Origin of the sequence: Dinoroseobacter shibae DFL 12 = DSM 16493 (genome assembly GCF_000018145.1) — a bacterium.
GTDB lineage: Bacteria > Pseudomonadota > Alphaproteobacteria > Rhodobacterales > Rhodobacteraceae > Dinoroseobacter > Dinoroseobacter shibae.
Map to the genome: position 1 here is coordinate 1,676,735 of NC_009952.1, position 22,002 is coordinate 1,698,736.

Sequence of the window (22,002 nt, forward strand, 5' to 3'; positions counted from 1 at the left end):
CACAAGGATACAGCCGCGAAATGGACCCGACTTTACTCGATTCGTCTTTCTGGATTTCCTGTGCCGTCATCCTGGTGCTCTTGTGCTGCTCGGGGTTCTTTTCGGGCAGCGAGACCGCATTGACCGCCGCCTCCCGCGGCAAGCTGCATGCCATGGCCGACAAGGGCAACAAGGGCGCCGAACGGGCCCTGAAGCTGAAGGAGGACAATGAACGGCTGATCGGCGGGATCCTTCTGGGCAACAACCTCGCCAATATCCTCGCGACCTCATTGGCCACCGCAGTGTTCACCAAGGCTTTCGGTGACAGCGGCGTGGCCTTGGCGACCCTCGTGATGACGGCGCTGGTGCTGATCTTTGCAGAGGTTCTGCCCAAGACGTACGCGATTACCAACCCCGAGAGCGCCTCGACCCGGGCGGCGGGGCTTGTGGGCATGGTCATTACCGTGCTGGCGCCGCTTGTAGCGGCTGTCCGTTTTATCGTCCGGGGTGTGCTGCGCCCACTTGGGGTTCGGATCGAGGCCGGGGCGAACATGCTGTCGGTGCGCGAAGAGATCGAAGGGGCCCTGCGCATGGGGCATTCCGAAGGGGCCGTGGAAAAGGAGCATCGCGACCGGCTGCTCGGCGCACTCGACCTCAACGAGCGCAACGTGGAGGAGATCATGTTGCACCGCTCGAAAATCGAAATGATCGATGCGGAAAACACACCCGAACAGGTGCTCAGCCAGTGCTTGCAATCTCCCCACACGCGCTTGCCGATCTTTCGGGAAGATCGGGAAAACATCATCGGTGTGATCCATGCCAAGGATCTGCTGCGCGCGATGGACAAGGTGATGCGCGGACCGGACGCCTCGGAAAAGGCGCTGGAGGCATTCGAGGTCACCGATGTGGCGATGAAGCCCTATTTCATTCCCGAGACCACGACTCTCGATGAGCAGATGAAGGAATTTCTGCGCCGCCGGACTCATTTCGCCCTGGTGGTGGACGAGTACGGCGCGTTGCAGGGGCTGATCACGCTGGAAGACATTCTCGAAGAAATCGTCGGCGAGATCACGGACGAGTTCGACCCGGATGCGGACCACCCGGTGCGCAAGGCCGAGGATGGCAGTTTCATCGTGGACGGAGCCATGACGATCCGCGATCTCAACCGGGCGACCGAATGGAACCTGCCCGACGAAGAGGCCATCACCGTCGCTGGTCTGGTGATCCATGAGGCGCAGATGATCCCGAGCATCGGCCAATGCTTCAGCTTCCACGGATTCCGCTTCGAGGTCGCCGGCCGCAAGGACAACCGCTTGTCCAAGCTGAAGATCCGCCCCCTCTAATCCCTGCGCCGTCTGTCCTAGCGGCCCTTGAAGAGACCGCCGATGATGCCGCGTACAAGGCGGCGTCCGGTAGTGCCCGACAGTTCCTTGATCACGGCCTGGGTCATGGCCTCGCCGAGGCTCTCGCTCTTGCGGCTCTTGCGCAGGGGGCGCGACGTGGACCGGCCGACTTTGGGCGCCGAGTAACGACGCGCGGCGCTGTATTCTCGCACGGCTGGGTCAGCCTCTTCCGCCCGAGCCTCCATCGCTTCGGCCTCCCGGGCCGCCTGCTCTGCGCGCGCGGTGAGCTTCTCGTGGGCGGATACCCGGTCGATCTCGGCCTCGTATTTTCCCGAAACGGGAGACGCGGCCATCACCTGGGCGCGCTGCGCAGGCGTGATCGGGCCCAGCTGGCTGCAGGGCGGTCGGATCAACGTGCGTTGCGCCATGCCTGGTCGGCCCTTTTGATCCAGCATGGAGGTCACCGCCTCCCCCGTGCCCACCTCGCGGATCGCGGTTTCGATGTCGAGGTCGGGATTGTCGCGATAGGTCTCGGACGCCGCGCGCAATGCCTTGCGATCCCGCGCGGTGAAGGCCCGCAACGCGTGCTGCACCCGGTTGCCGAGCTGACCGAGGATGTCTTCGGGCACATCGTCGGGGTTCTGGGTGATGAAATACACGCCGACCCCCTTCGACCGGATCAGCCGCGCGACCTGTTCCACCTTGTCGACAAGCGCCTTGGGCGCGTCCTCGAACAGCAGATGCGCCTCATCAAAAAAGAAGACCAGCTTGAGTTTGTCGGGATTGCCGACCTCGGGGAGCGTCTCGAACAACTCCGACAACAACCAGAGCAGGAAGGTCGCGTAGAGCCGCGGCGCGCCCATCAGCTTGTCGGCCGCCAGGATGTTCACCTGCCCCCGGCCATCCGGCGCGCATTTCAGAATATCGCTTAGATCGAGGGCCGGCTCCCCGAAAAGCTTGGCGCCGCCTTCGTTTTCCAGCACCAGAAGGCGACGTTGGATTGCCCCGATGGACTGAGGCGACACGTTGCCATAGCGCAAGGACAACTCGGCCCGATTCTCTCCGACCCAGATTAGCAGCGATCGCAGATCTTTCAGATCATAGAGCGCCAGGCCCTGCTCATCCGACACCCGGAACGCGATGTTGAGCACCCCTTCCTGGGCATCGCTCAACTCCAACAACCGGCTGAGCAGGAGCGGACCCATTTCCGTGACCGTGGTCCGGATCGGATGCCCTTGCGCGCCGTACAAGTCCCAGAAGACCGTGGGGAAGCCGGCGTAGCGATAAGTGTCAGCGATCCCGATGGTCGTGGCGCGTTGCATGAAGGGCCCGTGCAGCTCATGCGCCGGATCCCCGGGTCGCGCGAGACCGGAGAGATCGCCCTTCACATCCGAGAGAAGAACCGGAACCCCCATGGCAGAGAACCCTTCGGCGAGGATTTGCAGGGTCACGGTCTTGCCTGTGCCCGTGGCACCAGCGATCAGCCCATGGCGGTTCGCAGCCCGCAGAAGCAGGTGTTGCGCCTCGCCGTACTCGGCCCCGCCACCGCCCACAAAAATCCGGTCGTCCAGATGCATATGTTCGCCTCCGCCCATGCATTTGGCATGAACATACATTGTTAACCATTTCGTGCCAGACTGGGCATGCGTCGGGGGTTTCTCCTCTTTCCTCCGGCAGAACTTCCTCCCTGTTGGACTGACCGCGCCATATTTGGTGCGGTCTTTTTTTTCGCGTTTCGGGCTGCGCGGCCAACAAGGATCACAGTGGTCCGGGGGCCCGGGATCGCCAAGGCCCCGCAACCATGAAAACTGGCAAAAATGTGAGAGACGGGCTGTTGACCCCTGCGGCGTAAGGTCGTAGCGTCGCGCCATAAGTCGGCCAGTCCGACAGGGAGCAAAAAATAAAAAAAAGGGTCTGTTTCGCAGACCCTTTTTCAATGGGCAGGACCGCCAGAACATGACCTCCGCATAGCAAGCGGCACGTCTGGCGTTTAAAACTCGTCAGACCAGAAGGACCCCTTCCAAGATGATCCGTTCCTCTTTGTCTCGCATCACGATCTTTGCAGTTACCGCGCTGCTTGCGGGACCGGCCTTGGCACAAGACGCCAGCAGCCCCGCCGAAGACGCCGCAGCCAACGAGGAGGTGGCGACCGGACAGACCTATATCCGCGAAACCATCACGGATTGGAGCTTGCGCTGCATTCGCGGCGAGGGCGCGCTGGAGGATGACAACTGCCAACTCTATCAGCTTCTTCTGGACACGTCGCAGAACCCGGTGGCGGAATTCACCCTGTTGCCTGCGCCCGAAGGCAGCCAGGCAGCCGCAGCCATCACCATCGTCACACCTCTGGAGACGATCCTGACAGAAGGGCTGATCCTGTCGATTGACGAGACCACCTTGCCTCCACAGCCGTTCCTCTGGTGCAATCGGACCGGGTGTTATTCGCGGTTCGGTGTCTCGGATGTCGAGATCGACGCCATGAAGCGCGGCTCCGTGGCCACGGTGTCGATCGTGGCGCTGGCTGCACCGCAGCAAAGGGTCGAAGTCACGGCGTCGCTGCGGGGGTTCACGGCGGCTTTCGACAAGTTGAAAGCGGAGCTCACGCCCCCCGAGTAAGCACGCGCATCAGGGGGCTTTGCGCAGGGCCAGAACCGCGTTCAGCCCCCCGAAAGCAAACGCATTGCTCAAGGCAACCGAGACCTCGGCTTCGCGTGCCGTGTTCGGCACCACGTCCAGGGCGCATTCCGGGTCCGGTTCTTCATAGCCGATCGTCGGCGCTATGATCCCGTCACGTAGTGCCATGATACACGCCAGAAGTTCGACCGCGCCGGTGCCGCCGATCAGGTGTCCATGCATGGATTTGGTGGAGGACAGCATGACCTTGTCGGCGTGATGTCCAAACGCGTCCGCGACCGCTGCGCACTCGGTCTTGTCATTCGCAGCCGTTCCGGTTCCGTGTGCATTGATATAGCCGACCTCGTCCGGGTTGACGCGCGCATCTCGCATCGCCCCCGAAATGGCTCGCGCCGCGCCCTGTTTCGATGGCATCACGATGTCCGCAGCATCCGAGGTCATGGAAAATCCGATCACCTCGGCCAAGATCTCGGCCCCCCGTGCCTTCGCATGTTCGTAGTCTTCGAACACGAAGACGGCGGCGCCCTCGCCCTGCACCATGCCGTTGCGATTTGCGCTGAAGGGGCGGCAGCCATCCTTAGACATCACCCGCAGGCCTTCCCAGGCTTTCACGCCGCCAAAACACAGCATGGACTCCGACCCACCGGTGACCATCACCTTGCTCAGCCCGGAGCGGACGAATTGAAACGCCTGGCCCATGGCGTGGTTCGAACTGGCACAGGCAGTCGCGACCGTGAAACTCGGCCCCTTTAGATTATGAGCCATGGAGACATGGCTGGCCGCCGCGTTGTTCATCAGCTTCGGTACGACGAAAGGATGAACGCGGTTCTTACCCTCCTCATACACGGCCCGGTAATTCTCGTCCCATGTGTTCACCCCGCCCCCCGCAGTGCCCAGAACGACCCCGGCCTCGGACGCGAGATCATCGGAGAAGAGGAGGCCTGATTGCGCGATCGCTTCTCGTGCTGCGATGAGGGTGAACTGCGTGAATCGGTCATAGAGGGAAATTTGCTGCCTGTTGAAGGCGGCTTCCGGATCGTAATCCTTGACCTGCCCCGCAATCCGGATCGAAAGGCGATCCACGTCCCGGATATCCAGCTCGGAGATCCCGCAGCGTCCCTCGCGGAACGCCTCCAGGGTCTGCGCCACGTTGACCCCGAGGGCGTTGATCGTGCCTTGGCCGGTGATCACAACGCGGCGCACGAATCAGGCGTCCGTCTGCTCGGCCACAAGGGTTTCCACCGCCCGCGTTATCGCGGCGACGTTGGAGATGTCGAAATCGCTTTTCTCGGGTTCATTTGCGTTGAACGGCACGGACACATCGAAAGTCTCCTCGATGGCGAAGATCGCTTCGACAAGCCCGAGACTGTCGATGCCGAGATCCTCCATCGTGGCCTCGGGCCGAATATCCGCAGGCTCCAGAACTGCCTGCTCAGCGATGATCGCGATGACCTTTTCGCGCACGGTATCGGACATGATGGTCACCCCCTGACGGTCTCTTGGCCTCGCAGCCCCACTCAAGATGCCGCTGATTTAGTCATTACGCGTCAGTTTTGAAACAGCTTTCTGAAGCTCTGCGACCTGCTGAGCCAGCCGCGGGAGGCGGCGGATCGCCTTGTAGCTTTCCACATGGGATTGCATCTTCATCGCCGGATAGCCGAGCAGCACCCGGCCTGCAGGGGTCTTGGTGAAGATCTTCGTCGCCCCCCCGGCGATCACATCGTCTCCGATGACGATATTGTCGTTCACACCCACCTGCCCAGCCAGCACCACGCGGTTTCCGATCCGGCTCGACCCGGCGATCCCGACCTGACCGCACAGCAGGCAGTCCTCGCCGATCTGGACGTTGTGGCCAATGTGCACGAGGTTGTCGAGCTTGGTACCCCGCCCGATGGTCGTGTTGCGGATCGTGCCCCGGTCGATGCAGCTATTCGCGCCGATCTCTACATCCGCACCGATCTCGACCGAACCGAGAGAGTGGATGCGGGTCCAACTTTGTCCAACAGCATCGCCCCGGGCGCCGACAGTTTTGCGCACTTCCTCCACCGCCGATGTCTCCGGCGTCACGAAGGAAAAACCGTCCGACCCGATGCTTGCCCCGGGCTGGCAGATCGTCCGGTCCCCGAGGATCACGCGCGCGCCGATCTTGACCCCGGCATGGAGCAGGGTGTCCTCCCCCAGCACGGCCTCTTCGGCAATGACGCAATGGGCTGCTATGCGGGCGCGCGGGCCGATCCTTGCTGCGCGACCGATCACGACGAAGGGGCCGATGGCGGCGTCCGGTCCGATCTCGGCGGTCGGAGCGATCACGGCGGTCGGGTGAATCCCCTGTGCGATTTCCGGGCCCGGGTCCATCAGCGTCGTCAAACCGGACATGGCATACCGGGCGCGTGACACGAGGATCGCGCCTTCGAGCCCGAAGTCCTGCCAAGGCGCATCGCCCCACAACATCGCCGCACGGGCCTTGCCTTGGGCAAGGCCGTCCGCATATTTCGGATCCATCGCAAGCGCCAATTCGTCGGGCCCTGCGATAGCAGGCTCTGAGGCGCCTCGAACCGTCAGGTCGGCGTTGCCGACGACCTGTGCTCCAAGCGCCTCAGCGATCCGGGATAGGGAATAGACCATAGCGCGTCCTCAGAGACCACAGAGGGCACGTCCCCCGGGGCTCTCCGAGACTTAGCTTTGAACCGCGCGTAGCACCACCCCGGCCTGCGCCAAGGCATCCCAAAGTCTGGCATCGCGGCCGTACACATCGCGGCGGTATTGGGTGTTGCCCTTGGCCGGGGCGAAAGCAGTCTGGTAGACCAGATGCACCGGAACTGGCTTGTCGAGGTAGACCCAGGTTTCCTTGCCCTTCGCGAGGGTCGTCTTGAAGAAACCCTCCGGATCCCGCTCCTGTTTGGACAGCAGTTCGTAGGCAAAATCGAACGGATCGGCGACACGCACGCAGCCATGGGAATACGCGCGGCTTTCACGCCCGAAGAGCGACTTGGCCGGCGTGTCATGCAGATAAATATTGTGCTTGTTGGGGAACATGAACTTCACCAACCCCAGCGCATTGCGGTTCGAAGGCGGTTGCTTGATGTCGAACGGAAAAGATCGCGCATTGAACTGAGTGAAATCCACTTCTGCCCGGTTCACTGTCCGTCCCGAAGCATCCACCAGTCGCATGTAACTGTGAGCGTTCGGGTTTTCCTGGAGCTTCGGCAGGTATTCCTTCGTGGCGATCGACCGGGGCACATTCCAGGTCGGGTTGATGACCATGTGATCCATCTCGTCGGAGAACTCCGGCGTGCGCCGGTCCGAGGTGTTCTTGCCCACGACCACGCGGGTCGCGAAGACCTCTTTGCCGTTTTCCATAACGCGGGCGTGGAAATCGGGAATGTTGACCATGATATGGCGCGGACCCAGCTCGAAGTTCATCCAGCGTTCTCGCTCCAGCCCCACGATGATGGATTTAAGACGCTCAGTGGGTTCGGTGTTGATCTCGCGCAGGGTGATCTTGGCGGCGACGCCGTCGGCGGCCAGCCCATGATCCTGCTGAAACCTCTGGACCGCGACTTGAAGCGCCGCGTCATAGGTCGCCGAAACCGTGCGCTTGAGGTAGCCCATGCGGATCAGCCGGTCACGCAGGGCAACAACCTGCGGTCCGGACTGCCCGGGTTTCAACGCGGCGGCCGTGACCTTGGGACCCCATCCACCTGCGCCGATGGTTTTCTCCATCTCCAGCTTCGCTTTCATCAACCGTGCATACCCGTTGGATTGCGGCGGCAACGCTTTGATGAATCGGCTCGCATTGCTTTTGGAGAAGGCCGTGATCTGGGCAAGCCGGTCACGCCGCGGCAAACTGCGGACGATTGTCTTGTCGATACGCGAGGGCGAGAGCGCGCCGCTTTGCACATCTTGCGCATATTGCAGGAAGACCGTACTCGCCTGAACGTCCAGCAGGCCGCGGGCACGCGGCGAGTCGGCATCGCGGAAAGCTGCCCTGAGCCCCTCGACGTCGTATCGCATCTCGGGCAGCCCGTGGACCCAAGCCGTATCCAGCGCCTTGAGCAGCGCAGCGCGGCGGCTCCTGTCCCCCGAAGAAGTCCAGAGCGGAGCGAAATCGCGCACGCGATAGAACTCTGCGAGAGCCGGATCGCCAGAGGCGGCTTCCGCGACAGCTTGCTTGAAGGCGGTCGACTGGGCCTGCACGGGCGCACCCAAAAGAGGCAGCATCATGGCGAAGGCGGCGACCAGAACTCGGAACAGCGCGAATGTGGGATGGGTAACGGAACGCGACACGGATCAATTCTCCTCGGGAAAGCACCAAAAACAGCATAAACGCAGGTTTTCTTAGACGGACCTTCACTTTTTGCCGCTACGCAGTGATTGCACGCGTTTCTTTTTTTCCCGCGACCAATCTGCAACGTGTTTGCGGCGGGACTTGGGCGGAAATCCGCCCAATAGGTAGAACTACCGGGGGTGTAGCGCCCTGTCACTTGGCGAGGATTCCAATTTGTGGCATGACACCAACACGTCTGGGGATGACTGTAATAGAGGCTGCGTCAAGCGGCCCTGGGCTATGGGGCGAGACGACCTATGAGCGACTTCAATGCTGGCCGCGTAACGCGGCGCGCGTTGCTCGGAGCATTTGCGGCAACAGCAATCTCTGCAGCACCGGTGTATTCTAATGCCTTCGGCTTCCTGCGCGGCGGCGGCGACATCCGTCGGCTCAAGATGCATTCAGGGCGCACCGGCGAACGCATCGACACGATCTACTGGGTCGAAGGCAAATACGTCAAGGAAGCCCTGAAGGAAATCAATTACTTCATGCGGGATTGGCGCCGGGACGCCGTTGCGCCGATCGATCGAAGGACAATCGATATCATGGCCGCGGCCCACAACATGCTGGACGTGGACGAGCCTTACTTGCTCCTGTCCGGGTATCGTAGCCCGCAGACCAACGCGATGCTTCGCAGTCGGTCGCGCGGCGTAGCCAAGAATTCGCTTCACATGCAGGGTCAGGCGGCAGACCTGCGGCTCGGCTCTCGCAGCGTGCGCCAGATCGCAGCCGCCGCCGCCGCGTGCAAGGCGGGCGGCGTTGGCAAGTATTCCGGAAGCCAGTTCGTGCACATGGATTGTGGACCGGTACGCGTCTGGGGCCGCTGATCACTCAGAGTTCCGTCACGGTGGACAGCGCAGCGTAACGTTCCGCGGACGCGCCGTCGCACAAGTCCGTATCAGGCGTTGTCACAGCAGAAGCTGCAGCGCCGACCCCTCTCACAGTCGCTTCCAGATCGGACGAACCTTGTGCGAGAGCCAGCGTGAACCCCGCCACAAAACTGTCTCCAGCACCGGTCTTGCTGACCACGTTCACCTTTGGGGGGCGCACATGCCAGCCCTGCCCGCGTGATGTGACAAGAATACTGCCTTCCGCTCCCTTGGCTACAATCACGCTTTTTGCAGCCCCCGCGTCCACCAGCTCCCGCCCGAACTGCGCCACATCCGCAACTGTGTCGAGGTCCCGGCCTGCAAGCGACTGTGCTTCCTCGAGATCCATCCGCAGCACATGAAGGGTTTTGGCCCTTCCTGTTGCGAAGGCCTGCAAAGCGGCCCCGGACGTATCAAGAACGATCCGAACTCCCAGCACAGCAAGGCGATTGGTCAGCGCTACGAGATCACCCGGGCCGACACCTGGTGGTAAGCTGCCCGATGGCACGATCAGATCCCCGGCCCTCGCCAGTTTGCAGAGCGCCTCACATGATCGATCAACATCCACGTCCGTCCAGGTCTGTCCGGGCATGATGAAGCGATACTGCGCGCCGGTATCCCGCGCGATGACCGACAGGTTCTGGCGCGTTTCCACAGCCACGCCGAGATCATGCACCGGAATACCCTCCACTCGAAGAAGCTGTCGAACCCGCTCCCCTGGCCCGCCGCCAAGCGCGAGCGCCGCAAGAGATTGTCCGCCGAGAAACGCAATGGCTCTGGAGACATTGACGCCTCCGCCCCCCGCATCGGCGCGGGGCGCAGAGCAGCGAAGTTTCAGGTCCGGCGCAACGTGTTCGGCATCGGTCGACGAATCCAAGGCTGGATTGAGTGTCAGCGTCACAATACGAGTCACAAAGCCGCTCCGGTCAGGCTGGGGCCGCGTAGCCCTTCGCCCACCAGACAACCGCAGGCTCGTGCACTGCGCAACCGGTCAGAAGCCCCGTGTCACACGAACCCCCAAAGGTCCGCCTCCGCGAGACGCGCATCGCTGGAAACATCCACAAGCTCGAGCCGGTGCGCGACAAGAACGACCTCCTCGATCCCTGTTGCGAAGATCCCGATCTCGGCAAGGCTGCCCGTTGTCTCGAAAACCTGTCGCTGCGCATCTCCCAAGGCGAGGTACAGAATATCATGGCCTTCTCCTCCATCGAATGTGTCGAAGTCGGTGCCGCTTTGTCCTCCGATGAGCCTGGGATCGCAAAACAGGAACACGTCATGACCGATACCACCGAGAAGTGTATCGGACCCCAGCCCGTCTATCAGAACGTCATTGCCATCCCCGCCCATAAGCAGGTCATCCCCCGTGCCACCGGCCAGAACATCGGCGCCGGCACCGCCATCGAGGCTGTCATCACCGCTGCCGCCGGCCAGGACGTCATCGCCCGCGCCTCCGGAAAGGCTGTCGCGGCCGACACCGCCAATGACAGTGTCCTCCCCTTGCTGCGCCATGATAGTCGCGCCATCGCCGCGCACGAGCACCATGTCTCCAGCGGCACTTCCTTGAAAAACTGCGCCATCCTCTTCGAGCACGGTTGTCGCCTTGGTCAGGCTTTCCGCCTGAAAGACCCCCATGACACCGTGATATGCCGTGCTGGGATGGAATGGATCGAAGAACGCGACCTGATCCGGATCGTACTCGTCAGGCGCCGACGAAGCAGATAGCCAGAACCGCACCGAAGAACTTATGAAACTGCCAGCAGAGGCCACGAACCCGAAGGCGCTGGGATCGTCATCGATGGCCGCAGTAAGAGCATTCATGTCAACCACAACAATGTTCTCGCCGGCCGCGGCGCGTGTGGCCACCTCTGCCTGCAGCATGTCATTGTGATGCGCGACCGCATTGTCGACCTTGCGCAGATAAAACGATGGCATCCAGGACATGAAGACGAAGTTGCTGGGATCCGGCAGAGTGTTCAGAACCACCTGCCCGACGCCTGCATCCATCATCCGGTCGACGCCGTCAAAAACACTGCCGAGCACTTCGACCGTGAACTCGCTATAAGAACTGGGCCCGCCACGACTGAAGTTTGGAAAGAAATTCATGTAGTCGACAAGACCCATCTGGATCAGCGACATCGTCCCGGACAGGTCCACGCCTGCGTTGGCCTCCAGGAACCGATCGACCTGCGCGGTATAGTTGAACTCAGCCTTCAGGCGAGGATCATCCCGATCGACCTTGATCGTGTAGGCGATGAACTTCTCTTCCAGAAAATCCTCGAGGATGGTGGAGCCAAGCGCCGAGGCACTGCCGATCGCGTAGTTCTCAAGGGTCGGGATCTCCAACAAATCCGAAGCATAGACCGTGTAGACGGACCCGTTGGAATAACCGATGGAGTAGCCGTTTTTCGCAAGCGGCAGGGGCACGCGGATGACATCCTTGGTCAGCCCGTACATGCCGCCCCAGTCGGTCAGACTCGCTCCGAATGTCGCAAGGTTGGAAAAGGAAAGTGTACTCGTCATTGCACGCGCCTCCAGCGATGTCCGCAGGCGCCAAGAGCCAGACTCAGCGTTTACAACCGTGAGGCCAGGCATCGGGCTGAGTGTGCTCCGATCCCGAGTGGCCCACTGTCAAACGCCGGTCTTGTTCGGAGCGTCCTGCAGTTTCCGTGCAAGAAGGAGTAGCCATCGATTATGGCCGAACTCGGAAGCAATTCAGGCGTTAGCTCGGATGGCTCGTTCAAATTGCTTTGATACAAGTCGGGCGGTGAAGATCAGCACGCGCATCAAGTCGATGGAAATATGGCGCACCTGAGAGGATTCGAACCTCTGGCCTCTGCCTTCGGAGGGCAGCGCTCTATCCAGCTGAGCTACAGGTGCCTCGGGGTGAGTTACAAGGAAAGCCGGGAGGCCGCAATCCAAAATCGCACTGCCTCGGTCAGGCGCCACGCGGCGGAGGTTGCGGGCGGGGTTATCGAGAACACTTCTTCGGCCGTCCGTTTTAGCAAACGTGAAAAAGCGCTGATGCCCACCGCATAGCTACCCGAACAGCTCGTGACAAAGCTCCAGCGCATCCACCAGCACATCCACCTCGGCCTCTGTATTGTAGAGCCCGAAGGATGCGCGACAGGTCGCTGGAACGCCCATATGTTCCATCAAAGGCTGGGCGCAGTGATGGCCAGCGCGTACTGCAACGCCCTTCTTGTCTAGCACGGTGGAGATATCATGGGCATGTGCTGCCCCCTCCAGCGTGAACGAGAAAATAGCAGCCTTGTCCGGTGTCTGACCCTGCACATTCAACCAGTTCAATCCATCGAGCCGGGTGCGCGCATAATCCCGCAGCTTGTCTTCATGGGCAGCGATATTCTCCATCCCAAGACCCATCATGTAATCGAGAGCCACGCCAAGTCCGATGGTCTGCACAATACCCGGTGTGCCGGCCTCGAACTTCATTGGCGGGTCGTTGTAGGTGACAAACTCCCGCGTCACATCGCGGATCATATCCCCACCCCCGATGAAAGGCCGCATCTCAGCCATCCGCTCGGACTTGATGAAGATCGCACCGGACCCCGAGGGCCCATAGAGCTTGTGCCCTGTGATGGCATAGAAATCGCAGCCAAGATCGTCGACACTCACGGGCATATGAACGGCCGCCTGGCTGCCATCCACCAAAACAGCCACGCCCTTGGCGTGGGCCGCCTCGGTGATCGCCTTTACGTCGACCTTGCAGCCTAGGACATTCGACAGTTGCGTGATGGCTACGAGCTTGGTTTTCGGACCGATCGCGTCGATGACTTTCTGCGCATCAAGCGCACCGGTGGCATCAACGTCGACCCATTTCAGGACCACGCCCTGTCGCGCTCGCAAAAAATGCCATGGCACGATGTTGGCGTGGTGCTCCATCACCGACAGAACGATCTCGTCGCCAGCCACCATCCGGGGCATGGCCCAGCCATAGGCGACGAGGTTGATCCCTTCGGTGGTCCCGGAATTCAGGACAATCTGGTTTTCGTCCGCCACGCCCAAGAACCGCGCGATAGTACCACGCACGCTTTCGTATTTCTCGGTGGCGAGATTGCTCAAATAGTGCAGGCCGCGGTGTACATTGGCGTATTCCTCAGCGTAAGCGCGGGTGACTGCATCAATCACGACCTGTGGCTTTTGCGCCGACGCCCCATTGTCGAGATAGACCAGTGGCTTGCCGTTCACTTGGCGCGACAGAATCGGAAAATCAGACCGGATCTCATCAACGTTGTACATTCAGAGGCTCCCGGGGATGGACAGGCCAAGCATGGCGAGCAAAAGGCTCATGGCGAACAGAACGCCGAAGGCAGAAATGAGCACGCCCGCGAAGACGAGGCCAAGCGACGCGAACCCGTGGATCACGGCGACGAAATTTACCAACAACCACATGAAAAGCGCAATGCTCGCCAGCCCGATCAAGCTGCCGATGACGGGAAAGAGGATCAGCGCCGCGAACTGAACCACTTGCAGGCAGAGCAGGATAAATTGCAGCCAGGTGACGAGTGCGAGCGACTCCTCGAAGGATCCGGTGCCCCCGAGGGCACGACCGATCACATGCACACAACTCACCAGCACGATCAGCAACGCGAACTGGATGAAGGTCGCCATCAGCGGGCTCATCACGAAGGGTCCGGTCATCGCTCCGTCTTCGAAGCCGCCGCCGAGGGCGAACACGCCAAGTTGGCCCGCGATCACCGACAGCACCACGACCAGCGACAACAGTTGCATCAGCACGTGGCGCGGCAGACCGAGCGACAGCACGGTCGAAGCCCCTTCCCGCGGCGCTTTGAGGGTCTGAACCACGAGGCTCAGCAGATTGTTCAGGGTCAGGGTCATTCGTCGCCTCTGGTCCGTCGCGGACGCCTTCACGAAGTTTGAACCGGGGGGCGCTCGGCCTCCCATAGTCCACTCCCCCAGATGTAGAGGAAAGCTCCGAGAAGCAACAGACCCGTGGCGTTTTGTGCCGGGCCCTGTCCGATGAAGCCCGACACGAGTCCAAGCAGCAGAACAAGGGGCGAGATCACCAGCAGGCTCCAGAAGAGTGTCAGGCGTGCGCCATAAAAGCTCCCATGGCCCCCGAAAAGCCGTGCAAGCAGGCGCGTCAGAGCAGCGACGCCATAAAGCGCGAGGGGCGCAATGAACAACCAGCCCAGCAAAGCTCCGCCAAGACGGGCTTCGAGCGGAATGCTGGGGTCAAGAAACGCCTCTCGTGACAACCGAGGCCACTGCGCAACGAAAAACAACAGGCAGGCGACCGTGAGGTACATCAGAACCCGTCCTTCGTTCTTTTCCGCCGCAAGCTGGCGCCGCAGGACATCCCGCGGCGCCCGGTAAGCGCGGACGATCTCGGCCGAGACAGACATCAGCGGCGGCGCGCCAGCCAGTTTCCGAGACGTTCGGTGACCTCTTCGGCGAGGGCCTCTTCCTCGATCTCTTCGATTGCTTCGGCGAGAAACGCCAGCACCATCAGATCAGTGGCAAGACCTTCCGGGATGCCGCGGGAGCGCAGGTAGAACAGGCCTTCCTCATCTATCGCCCCCGAAGTCGAGCCGTGAGAGCACGCGACATCATCGGCGTAGATCTCCAGCTCGGGCTTGGCGAGGAACTGGCTGTCCTCATCGAGAAGAAGCGACTGGCTGATCTGATAGCCGTCGGTTTTCTGCGCGCCCTCCTTCACAAGGATCTTGCCCTGGAAAACGCCAGTCGCACCATTGCGCAGCACTTTCTTGAACACCTGGCGGCTTTCACAGTTCAGCGCGTCATGGGTCACGAACACCGTATCGTCATGGTGAAAATCCCCATCCCCGACACAGCAGCCCGCCACATGAGCAACACCATTGTCGCCAGTCATCTCGATGATGACCTCGTTGCGGGTCAGCACGCCATTGGCGGTCATGGTGAAGGACTTGAAGACCGATTCCGCCCCGAGCCTTGTGAACATGTGGGTCGCGGCCTGACGTTCGTGATCACGGCCCTGGGTCCGCACATGGTGGAACTCACCGCCATCGGCGATCTCGATCTCCATGCACTTGTTGAACCGCGCCGCTGCTGGCCCGTTCTCCAGAACAGTAAGGGAGGCGCCGGTCTCCACCTTGATCGCATGGTGCAGGATAGCGTCCGACGCTTCGTCCTTGTGCAGATAGATCAGAGAAACCGGCTTGGAGACCGGGCCTGTCGCATGGATCAGCACGCCATCGGAGGCAAAAGCCGTGTTCAGCGCCGCGAGGGGACGCGCAACCGGGGTCTGCCCACGGGTCTCCAGAACGCCGTAGACCTCCTTGGCCCAGTGGATGTCTGCCAATTGCGCCTCGGCGAGGCGCTCGATCACCACATTATCACCGCTCAGGTCGTCGGAAGCACTTTCATCGAATACGCCGTCGACGAACACGATCTTGATGCGGTCCATCGTGCCAAACACAGGCGTTTCGTTCGGCTCGAACAGGGCCGCCGGGGTCGGCGCGGCGTCTGTCAGTCGCGTCGGGTTGGTGTATTTCCAATACTCGTCCCGACGCCCCGGCAGGCCCATGTTCTGCACTCGCGACAGGGCTGCGGCGCGGGCCTCGCTGGCCCAAGTGCCGCAATCCGGCATCGAAAGCGCCGCGAGGCGCGCCTCGGTCGCGGTCTGTTTTGTCTGCGGAAACGCCATTACGCTACCTCGGCCAACAGGTCGGCATAGCCGTTGTTCTCTACCTCGAGAGCCAGTTCGGGCCCACCGGTCTTGATAATCCTGCCATCCGCCATGATGTGGACAACGTCCGGTTTGATGTGATCCAACAGGCGCTGGTAGTGCGTGATCACGAGGAAGGACCGCCCCTCGGATCGCAGGGCATTCACGCCCTCCGCCACGAGTTTCATTGCATCCACATCAAGACCGGAGTCGGTCTCGTCGAGAATGCACATCTTCGGCTCCAGCATGGCCATCTGCAGGATCTCGTTGCGTTTCTTCTCACCGCCCGAGAAGCCGACATTGACCGGACGCTTGAGCATGTCTGCATCGATCTTCAATGCTTTGGCCTTGGCACGCACCTCCTTGAGGAAATCGGCGGCCGACAATTCGTCCTCGCCGCGCGCCTTGCGCTGCGCGTTCACCGCGGTGCGCAAAAATGTCATGTTGCCCACGCCCGGGATTTCCACCGGGTACTGGAATGCCAGAAAGAGACCAGCGGCCGCGCGCTCTTCGGGCTCCATGTCGAGGATGTCCTCGCCCAGCAGCGTGGCGCTGCCCTCGGTGACCTCGTAGCCGTCACGCCCCGACAGGACGTAAGACAGAGTCGACTTGCCCGACCCGTTCGGTCCCATGATCGCATGAACCTTGCCCGGCTCCACGCTCAGGTCGACACCCTTGAGGATCTGCTTGTCCTCTTCTTCAAGTTTCACGTGCAGGTTTTTGATTTGCAGCATTTTTCTCGCTTTCCATCTTATTCCAGGACGACAGCCGTACCCGAGGCCGAAACCATGAGCATGCTGTCGCCGACAACTTCATAATCCAGATCGACACCGACCACCGCGTTTCCGCCTGCCTCGCGCGCCCTGTCTTCAAGCTCGCGCAAAGCGGTGTCGCGGGCGTCCTGCAACTTGGCCTCATAGGCCCCGGAGCGCCCACCGACGATATCGGTGATGCCGGCGAAGAAATCCCGCACGACATTGGCTCCCATGATCGCTTCGCCCACCACGACGCCGCGATAGGCAGTGATCTTGTGCCCTTCCACAGAGTTCGTGGTGGTGATGATCATGCGGCCGGGTCTTTCTTGTTGGCATAGTGCAGCTCATGGCCGAACCAGACGATGGCCAACAGCCCGCCCGACCAGATGAACTTCTTCAGCGGGCCGAAGTTTTCGGCCGATACACCGAAAACCTGAGGTACGAAGAAGCACAGAACGAACAGCAGGACGAAACCCGCGATATATCCACCCCGATAGAGCCAGTTCATGAGAATATTCCCTTTGCGTTGATCGGCGCCGCTTGAGGACGCATTTTTTGGCGCATAGGCGCCGATGACAGGCTTCGGTCCGGGGCATGTTCCGAAGCCTTGGGGCCACCCATGGGAGCGCAGATCATTTGCGCGTCTCCAGGACGATCTTGCTGAGAACCGAGGACAACGCGACTGCGAAGGCCGCGGCAAGGGCGGCCACAACAGGCCCGCCTGCCCGCCAGAATGGTGCGGTCACGACCATCAAGCCAAATGTCATCAAGGCTGTCATAACCGCCCAGGCGCCACGCGGATGCCCTGCGGTCAGGAGCCATTTCCAGTTCATTTCTCTCCCCTCCGGCATATGATCTGCCCGACAAGGCTGCCGAGGAAGCCCGAAACTCCGGCCAGCGCAAGCGCTTGCGCCATGCTCAAGGCGTTCGTTAGGGCGCTCACTACCCACGCAAAAGACGCACAGAACACTCCCGCGACGCAGGCAGTCAGCAGGATCGGTTTCATCCCACATCTCCCGACTTGAAGACCCACTTCGTCAAGGCCCAGCCCGCTGCCACAGCGAGAACGATGCCGAGAATTGCGCCGAGCGGCCCCAGCATTTCAGCCCCGATGAAGGACAGGGTGAATGCCAGGGCAAGCATGCCAGGCAGGAACCATTTCGGCCGCTCCGGCGTGCTCGCCGGTTTGAGGTCAGGCGGCTGTGTCATCATCAGTCTCCAGGCCGGGTGGTTGGTCGTCAGCCCACCGACCCTTCGAGAGAGATGGCAACAAGCTGCTGGGCTTCCATGGCAAACTCCATGGGCAGCGCCTGCAAGACGTCCTTGCAAAACCCGTTGACCACAAGCGCCACCGCCTCTTCCTCGTCCATGCCGCGCTGGCGGCAGTAGAAGAGTTGATCTTCGTCCACCTTGGACGTGGTCGCTTCGTGCTCCACCCGGCTCGAGTTATTCCGAACCTCTATATATGGCACCGTATGCGCGCCGCACTTGTCGCCGATCAGCAGGCTATCGCACTGGGTATAGTTGCGCCCGTTCTTCGCCTTGGGGTGCATCGACACGAGGCCGCGATAGGTGTTCTGTGCCTTGCCCGCGCTGATCCCCTTGGAGACGATCCGCGACTTGGTATTCTTGCCCAGGTGCACCATCTTCGTACCGGTATCGGCCTGCTGCATGTTGTTGGCGATCGCGATGGAATAGAACTCGCCTTGCGTGTCGTCGCCGCGCAGGATGCAGGACGGGTATTTCCAGGTCACTGCCGAGCCGGTCTCCACCTGGGTCCACATCACTTTGGACCGATCGCCCCGGCAATCGGCGCGCTTGGTGACGAAGTTATAGATGCCGCCCTTGCCGTTCTCGTCGCCGGGATACCAGTTTTGCACCGTAGAATACTTCACCTCGGCATCTTCCAGCAGAACGATCTCGACGACCGCAGCGTGCAGCTGCGCGATGTCGCGCTGAGGCGCGGTGCATCCCTCGAGATAGGACACATACGATCCCTTGTCCGCGATGATCAGCGTCCGCTCGAACTGGCCGGTGTTCTCGGCATTGATGCGGAAATAGGTGCTCAGCTCCATCGGGCATTTCACGCCCGGCGGCACATAGACAAAAGAGCCGTCCGAGAACACGGCCGAGTTCAGTGTGGCATAGTAATTGTCCGAAACCGGAACGACGGAGCCGAGGTACTTCTTGACCAGCTCGGGATGTTCCTTGATGGCCTCGGAGATCGAGCAGAAGATCACGCCGGCCTTTTTCAGCTCGGCCTGAAAGGTCGTGCCGACGGATACGGAGTCAAACACCGCATCCACCGCGACGCGGCGGTCTTCCTCGGGCGCCTCGACACCGGCGAGGAGTGCTTGCTCTTTCAATGGAATACCGAGTTTCTTATAGGTTTCCAAGAGCTTGGGATCGACTTCGTCCAGAGACTTCGGCTTCACCTCCATGCTCTTTGGGCGGGCATAGTAATACTGGTCCTGGAAGTCGATTTCAGGGTAATCGACCATGGCCCATTTCGGCTCTTTGAGCTTCTTCCACCGCGCGAAGGCCTCAAGCCGCCACTCTGTCATCCATTCGGGCTCTTCGTTCTTTTCCGAGATCAGGCGTACGATGTCCTCGTCGATGCCCTTCGGGGCGTATTCCATCTCGATGTCGGTTGCCCAGCCGTGCTTGTAGCGCTCTCCGACCGATTGAACCGCCTCGACCGTTTCGCGGTCCACACCCTCGCGCACTTCAACTTCTGTCAGAGCGTTCATCTGGTCATCCTCTCTGGCCCCCATACTCACTTTGCGGGGCGGTTTGTCTCGTCCCGATCAGGCGGCCCGGGCCGCATGTCGGTTCTTTGCTTTCCCCCAAGCTTCAGCGAAGCGCAGGGCGTCCTCTTCTTTCGTTTCCGGGCCGATGGAGACCCGGAGAGCACAGGCTGCGTCCTCGGGGCTGAAGCCCATGGCCTGCAGCACGCGGCTGGGCCTCACCTTCCCGCTGGAACAGGCGGAGCCTGCGCTCACCGCGAAGCCGGCGAGATCCATCTGCATCACTTGCGTCTCGCCTCGCCAGCCGGGTGTCACAGCACAGATCGTGTTCGGCAGACGTTGCACATCTTTCCCGACAAAAATAGTCTGTGAGCTGGCAGAGTGAAGGGCTGTTTCTAGAATATTTCTAATTTCAGAAACTCGCGCCCAGACACCTTTGTCCAGATCTGCCTGCGCGGACTTGGCTGCAGCCGCAAATCCAGCGATACCGATCAGGTTTTCGGTGCCAGAACGCCAGCCCATTTCCTGCCCGCCACCGCGGATTTGTGCCAAAAGATCGACCCCGCGCCGCATCACGACAGCGCCGATTCCCTTGGGGCCGCCCAGCTTGTGGGCGGAAACGAAGCCGATGCGTGCTCCCGTCCAAGAAAACGCGACCGGAAGCTTGCCGAACGCCTGCGTCAGATCGCTAACCGCGAGCCCCTGGGGCAGGTCTTGCACGATCCCGGTCTCGGAATTTGCCATCTGCAGCGCCGTTCTTCCCGCGGTTTCGACCTTGACCGTACCATCCGCATCAACCCCGAGACCGGGGTTCGCCCAAAACGCCACCGCATCATGCTCGATCGGGGCGCAGTCGAGGTCCTGCCCGGCGCAGGCGAGGGCTGCGGCCTCCGTCGCGCCGGACGTGAACACCAGGTCGCAATCCTGCGCACCCAATGCCTCCAGGATCTCCGCCCGCGCCCGTTCGATCAATGCCTTTGCCGCGCGCCCCTCGCCGTGCACCGAAGATGGGTTTCCCACAAGGTCCATGGCCGCGCATATCGCCGTGCGCGCCTCGGTGCGCAGCGGGGCGGTCGCATTGTGATCGAGATAGACGCGTGACTTCACGTTCGGGATCCTCAGTTCGCAACTGCGTCTGCATCGTCGACCACATCGTCGACAACGGTGAACAGCGTCGGTACCGCCGGGCATGGCGTCAGCTGGTTGGTCACCACGTCAGACAAGCGGGTCTGATGTAGAAACACATAGACATGCGCGCTCAACCCTTCCCAGAGCCGGTTGGTCATCGACTGCGCCCGTGAGCCGGACTTGGCACCGGACGCCCCCGCCCCGGTATGCATGGCACTGACCGTTTCGTCCACGGCCTGCAGGACATCCGATACGCGGATGGCATCCGGCGCCCGTGCCAGCCGATACCCTCCGCCGGGCCCGCGCACGGACTCGACCAGCTTTGCCCGACGCAGCTTGACGAAGAGCTGTTCGAGATACGTCAGAGAGATACTTTGCCGCTCGGCAATCTCCGACAACGTCACAAGCTTGTCGGCCGGGGCTTCGGCCAGATCGGCCATCGCCACCATCGCGTAGCGGCCCTTGGTACTGAGTTTCACGATCCCCTCCCCTGCAACGGCCGCCGCACATTGACCTGCGCCCCTGCTTTCCTTAATTGCACAGGGCCGGGTTCCACAACGCTCGGTTTAGAATGGTTCTAGATTGCCCGATTGAATTCGTCAAGAAAACAGACGACGCAAACGGCAACGGCGGTGAGAGGACAGGCATCCATGCCCGAAGTGATTTTTCCGGGGCCCGAAGGACGGCTCGAAGGCCGTTACCATCCGCAGAAGGAAAAAGACGCCCCGATCGCGATCGTCCTGCATCCCCATCCGCAGTTCGGCGGGACCATGAACAACCGCGTGGTCTATAACCTGCATTACGCGTTCTACAACATGGGTTTCACGGTGCTGCGCTTCAATTTCCGCGGCGTCGGGCGCAGCCAGGGCGAGTACGACCAAGGGGTTGGCGAGCTGTCGGATGCCGCCAGTGCTCTGGACTACTTGCAATCGATGAACCCCAATTCCAAGCATTGCTGGGTCGCAGGCTTCTCCTTCGGAGCCTGGATCGGGATGCAACTTCTGATGCGGCGGCCCGAGATCACCGGTTTCATCTCCGTGGCGCCCCCGGCGAATACCTATGATTTCAGTTTCCTCGCGCCCTGCCCGTCTTCGGGACTGATCATCAACGGCTCCGCGGACCGGGTTGCGGCCCCGGCGGATACCGTGTCGCTGGTCAACAAGCTGCATGAGCAAAAGGGGATTACGATCACGCACGAAGAGATCCCCGATGCGGGCCATTTCTTCGAAGATCCGCATATGGAAGAGATGATCACCACCGTGGATAAATATGTTCGCCGCAGGCTGACGGAGACGACGCGCTAGCCATGTCGATCATTGACGATCTTGCGGACGCCTTGGCCAAGGACACGCTGGCGGAAGTCGCGCGGACCGGTAACGAACAACTTATCGTGGATGTCGGCAGACAGCTGGGGGCGAGTTCATCGACCATGGAAGAGGCGTATCAGACCTACATCCGCGTGCGTCAAGCCGAGGCGCGCGCACGCGCCTTTCTCGAGGCGCAATCTGCGCCACGCGCCTGAGGCGACAGCT

At 61.2% G+C, this 22,002-nt stretch carries 25 protein-coding genes and 1 tRNA gene; 5 read left to right on the forward strand and 21 right to left on the reverse strand.

The window, feature by feature from the left end; genetic code table 11:
- Positions 1 to 20: 20 nt before the first annotated feature.
- The gene (locus DSHI_RS08205) at positions 21 to 1,322 is read left to right on the forward strand and encodes an HlyC/CorC family transporter (protein WP_012178285.1); all 1,302 of its coding nucleotides are present in this window, start codon (positions 21 to 23) and stop codon (positions 1,320 to 1,322) included.
- A gap of 17 nt (positions 1,323 to 1,339) precedes the next feature.
- On the opposite strand, the gene DSHI_RS08210 is transcribed toward DSHI_RS08205, so the two are convergent.
- The gene (locus DSHI_RS08210) at positions 1,340 to 2,899 is read right to left on the reverse strand and encodes a helicase HerA-like domain-containing protein (protein ID WP_012178286.1); all 1,560 of its coding nucleotides are present in this window, start codon (positions 2,897 to 2,899) and stop codon (positions 1,340 to 1,342) included.
- Positions 2,900 to 3,347: 448 nt separating this feature from the next.
- Here DSHI_RS08210 and DSHI_RS08215 point away from each other — a divergent pair, with 448 nt between their 5' ends.
- Complete coding sequence (locus tag DSHI_RS08215) at positions 3,348 to 3,938, forward strand: invasion associated locus B family protein (RefSeq protein ID WP_012178287.1); 591 nt, start codon at positions 3,348 to 3,350, stop codon at positions 3,936 to 3,938.
- Positions 3,939 to 3,947: 9 nt separating this feature from the next.
- Here the strand turns inward: DSHI_RS08215 and DSHI_RS08220 are convergent, their stop codons facing one another.
- Genes DSHI_RS08220 through DSHI_RS08235 form a run of 4 tightly spaced genes read right to left on the reverse strand, consistent with a single transcriptional unit; the run spans position 3,948 to position 8,180 of the window.
- Positions 3,948 to 5,159, reverse strand: coding sequence for a beta-ketoacyl-[acyl-carrier-protein] synthase family protein (locus DSHI_RS08220; RefSeq protein ID WP_012178288.1), 1,212 nt, complete (start codon positions 5,157 to 5,159; stop codon positions 3,948 to 3,950).
- 3 nt (positions 5,160 to 5,162) lie between these two features.
- Positions 5,163 to 5,432 (reverse strand): acyl carrier protein, encoded by a 270-nt coding sequence (locus DSHI_RS08225; protein ID WP_012178289.1) that lies wholly within the window; start codon positions 5,430 to 5,432, stop codon positions 5,163 to 5,165.
- 57 nt (positions 5,433 to 5,489) lie between these two features.
- A complete protein-coding gene (gene lpxD / locus DSHI_RS08230) occupies positions 5,490 to 6,581 on the reverse strand; it encodes a UDP-3-O-(3-hydroxymyristoyl)glucosamine N-acyltransferase (protein WP_012178290.1) in 1,092 nt (363 codons plus the stop codon).
- A 51-nt stretch (positions 6,582 to 6,632) separates the two neighbouring features.
- Positions 6,633 to 8,180 (reverse strand): L,D-transpeptidase family protein, encoded by a 1,548-nt coding sequence (locus DSHI_RS08235; RefSeq protein WP_085930417.1) that lies wholly within the window; start codon positions 8,178 to 8,180, stop codon positions 6,633 to 6,635.
- 360 nt (positions 8,181 to 8,540) lie between these two features.
- On the opposite strand from DSHI_RS08235, the gene mepK reads away from it, so the two are divergent.
- Positions 8,541 to 9,110 carry a peptidoglycan L,D-endopeptidase MepK gene (gene mepK / locus DSHI_RS08240; RefSeq protein ID WP_012178292.1) on the forward strand — a complete coding sequence of 190 codons (570 nt, stop codon included), beginning with the start codon at positions 8,541 to 8,543 and terminating at the stop codon, positions 9,108 to 9,110.
- Positions 9,111 to 9,114: 4 nt separating this feature from the next.
- Here the strand turns inward: mepK and DSHI_RS08245 are convergent, their stop codons facing one another.
- The 16 genes from DSHI_RS08245 to iscR form a co-directional block, all read right to left on the reverse strand.
- Complete coding sequence (locus tag DSHI_RS08245; RefSeq protein WP_012178293.1) at positions 9,115 to 10,065, reverse strand: 1-phosphofructokinase family hexose kinase; 951 nt, start codon at positions 10,063 to 10,065, stop codon at positions 9,115 to 9,117.
- A gap of 92 nt (positions 10,066 to 10,157) precedes the next feature.
- Positions 10,158 to 11,744, reverse strand: coding sequence for an SGNH/GDSL hydrolase family protein (locus DSHI_RS21355; protein WP_157865288.1), 1,587 nt, complete (start codon positions 11,742 to 11,744; stop codon positions 10,158 to 10,160).
- Positions 11,745 to 11,952: 208 nt separating this feature from the next.
- Positions 11,953 to 12,029: transfer RNA gene (locus DSHI_RS08255), tRNA-Arg, on the reverse strand.
- A gap of 159 nt (positions 12,030 to 12,188) precedes the next feature.
- Complete coding sequence (locus DSHI_RS08260; RefSeq protein ID WP_012178295.1) at positions 12,189 to 13,409, reverse strand: cysteine desulfurase; 1,221 nt, start codon at positions 13,407 to 13,409, stop codon at positions 12,189 to 12,191.
- A complete protein-coding gene (locus DSHI_RS08265; protein WP_012178296.1) occupies positions 13,410 to 14,009 on the reverse strand; it encodes a Yip1 family protein in 600 nt (199 codons plus the stop codon).
- A 29-nt stretch (positions 14,010 to 14,038) separates the two neighbouring features.
- On the reverse strand, positions 14,039 to 14,536 hold the full coding sequence (locus DSHI_RS08270; RefSeq protein WP_012178297.1) for a YIP1 family protein: 498 nt from the start codon (positions 14,534 to 14,536) through the stop codon (positions 14,039 to 14,041).
- Positions 14,536 to 15,819 (reverse strand): SufB/SufD family protein, encoded by a 1,284-nt coding sequence (locus DSHI_RS08275; protein ID WP_012178298.1) that lies wholly within the window; start codon positions 15,817 to 15,819, stop codon positions 14,536 to 14,538. Before DSHI_RS08275 ends, DSHI_RS08270 begins: the two co-directional genes overlap by 1 nt.
- Positions 15,819 to 16,574, reverse strand: coding sequence for a Fe-S cluster assembly ATPase SufC (gene sufC, locus DSHI_RS08280; RefSeq protein WP_012178299.1), 756 nt, complete (start codon positions 16,572 to 16,574; stop codon positions 15,819 to 15,821). Before sufC ends, DSHI_RS08275 begins: the two co-directional genes overlap by 1 nt.
- A 17-nt stretch (positions 16,575 to 16,591) precedes the next feature.
- Positions 16,592 to 16,906, reverse strand: a complete 315-nt coding sequence (locus tag DSHI_RS08285) for a heavy metal-binding domain-containing protein (RefSeq protein WP_012178300.1) — start codon at positions 16,904 to 16,906, stop codon at positions 16,592 to 16,594.
- Positions 16,903 to 17,103 carry a hypothetical protein gene (locus tag DSHI_RS08290; RefSeq protein ID WP_012178301.1) on the reverse strand — a complete coding sequence of 67 codons (201 nt, stop codon included), beginning with the start codon at positions 17,101 to 17,103 and terminating at the stop codon, positions 16,903 to 16,905. The genes DSHI_RS08285 and DSHI_RS08290 overlap by 4 nt, the downstream gene beginning before the upstream one ends.
- A 124-nt stretch (positions 17,104 to 17,227) precedes the next feature.
- Positions 17,228 to 17,362: a hypothetical protein gene (locus DSHI_RS22980; RefSeq protein ID WP_274580092.1), complete on the reverse strand. Its 135-nt coding sequence runs from the start codon at positions 17,360 to 17,362 to the stop codon at positions 17,228 to 17,230.
- A gap of 62 nt (positions 17,363 to 17,424) precedes the next feature.
- Positions 17,425 to 17,601, reverse strand: coding sequence for a hypothetical protein (locus DSHI_RS22265; RefSeq protein WP_157865290.1), 177 nt, complete (start codon positions 17,599 to 17,601; stop codon positions 17,425 to 17,427).
- Positions 17,598 to 17,804 carry a hypothetical protein gene (locus DSHI_RS08300; protein ID WP_157865292.1) on the reverse strand — a complete coding sequence of 69 codons (207 nt, stop codon included), beginning with the start codon at positions 17,802 to 17,804 and terminating at the stop codon, positions 17,598 to 17,600. The genes DSHI_RS22265 and DSHI_RS08300 overlap by 4 nt, the downstream gene beginning before the upstream one ends.
- Before the next feature lie 29 nt (positions 17,805 to 17,833).
- Positions 17,834 to 19,345 (reverse strand): Fe-S cluster assembly protein SufB, encoded by a 1,512-nt coding sequence (gene sufB, locus DSHI_RS08305; RefSeq protein ID WP_012178303.1) that lies wholly within the window; start codon positions 19,343 to 19,345, stop codon positions 17,834 to 17,836.
- Positions 19,346 to 19,402: 57 nt separating this feature from the next.
- On the reverse strand, positions 19,403 to 20,449 hold the full coding sequence (locus DSHI_RS08310) for a cysteine desulfurase family protein (protein WP_012178304.1): 1,047 nt from the start codon (positions 20,447 to 20,449) through the stop codon (positions 19,403 to 19,405).
- Positions 20,450 to 20,460: 11 nt separating this feature from the next.
- On the reverse strand, positions 20,461 to 20,949 hold the full coding sequence (gene iscR, locus DSHI_RS08315) for a Fe-S cluster assembly transcriptional regulator IscR (RefSeq protein ID WP_012178305.1): 489 nt from the start codon (positions 20,947 to 20,949) through the stop codon (positions 20,461 to 20,463).
- Positions 20,950 to 21,120: 171 nt separating this feature from the next.
- Between iscR and DSHI_RS08320 the strand changes: the two genes are divergently transcribed.
- Both DSHI_RS08320 and DSHI_RS08325 read left to right on the forward strand, forming a co-directional pair.
- Positions 21,121 to 21,774: an alpha/beta hydrolase gene (locus tag DSHI_RS08320; RefSeq protein ID WP_012178306.1), complete on the forward strand. Its 654-nt coding sequence runs from the start codon at positions 21,121 to 21,123 to the stop codon at positions 21,772 to 21,774.
- Positions 21,775 to 21,776: 2 nt separating this feature from the next.
- Positions 21,777 to 21,992 (forward strand): hypothetical protein, encoded by a 216-nt coding sequence (locus DSHI_RS08325; protein ID WP_012178307.1) that lies wholly within the window; start codon positions 21,777 to 21,779, stop codon positions 21,990 to 21,992.
- The last annotated feature ends 10 nt before the right edge of the window (positions 21,993 to 22,002 follow it).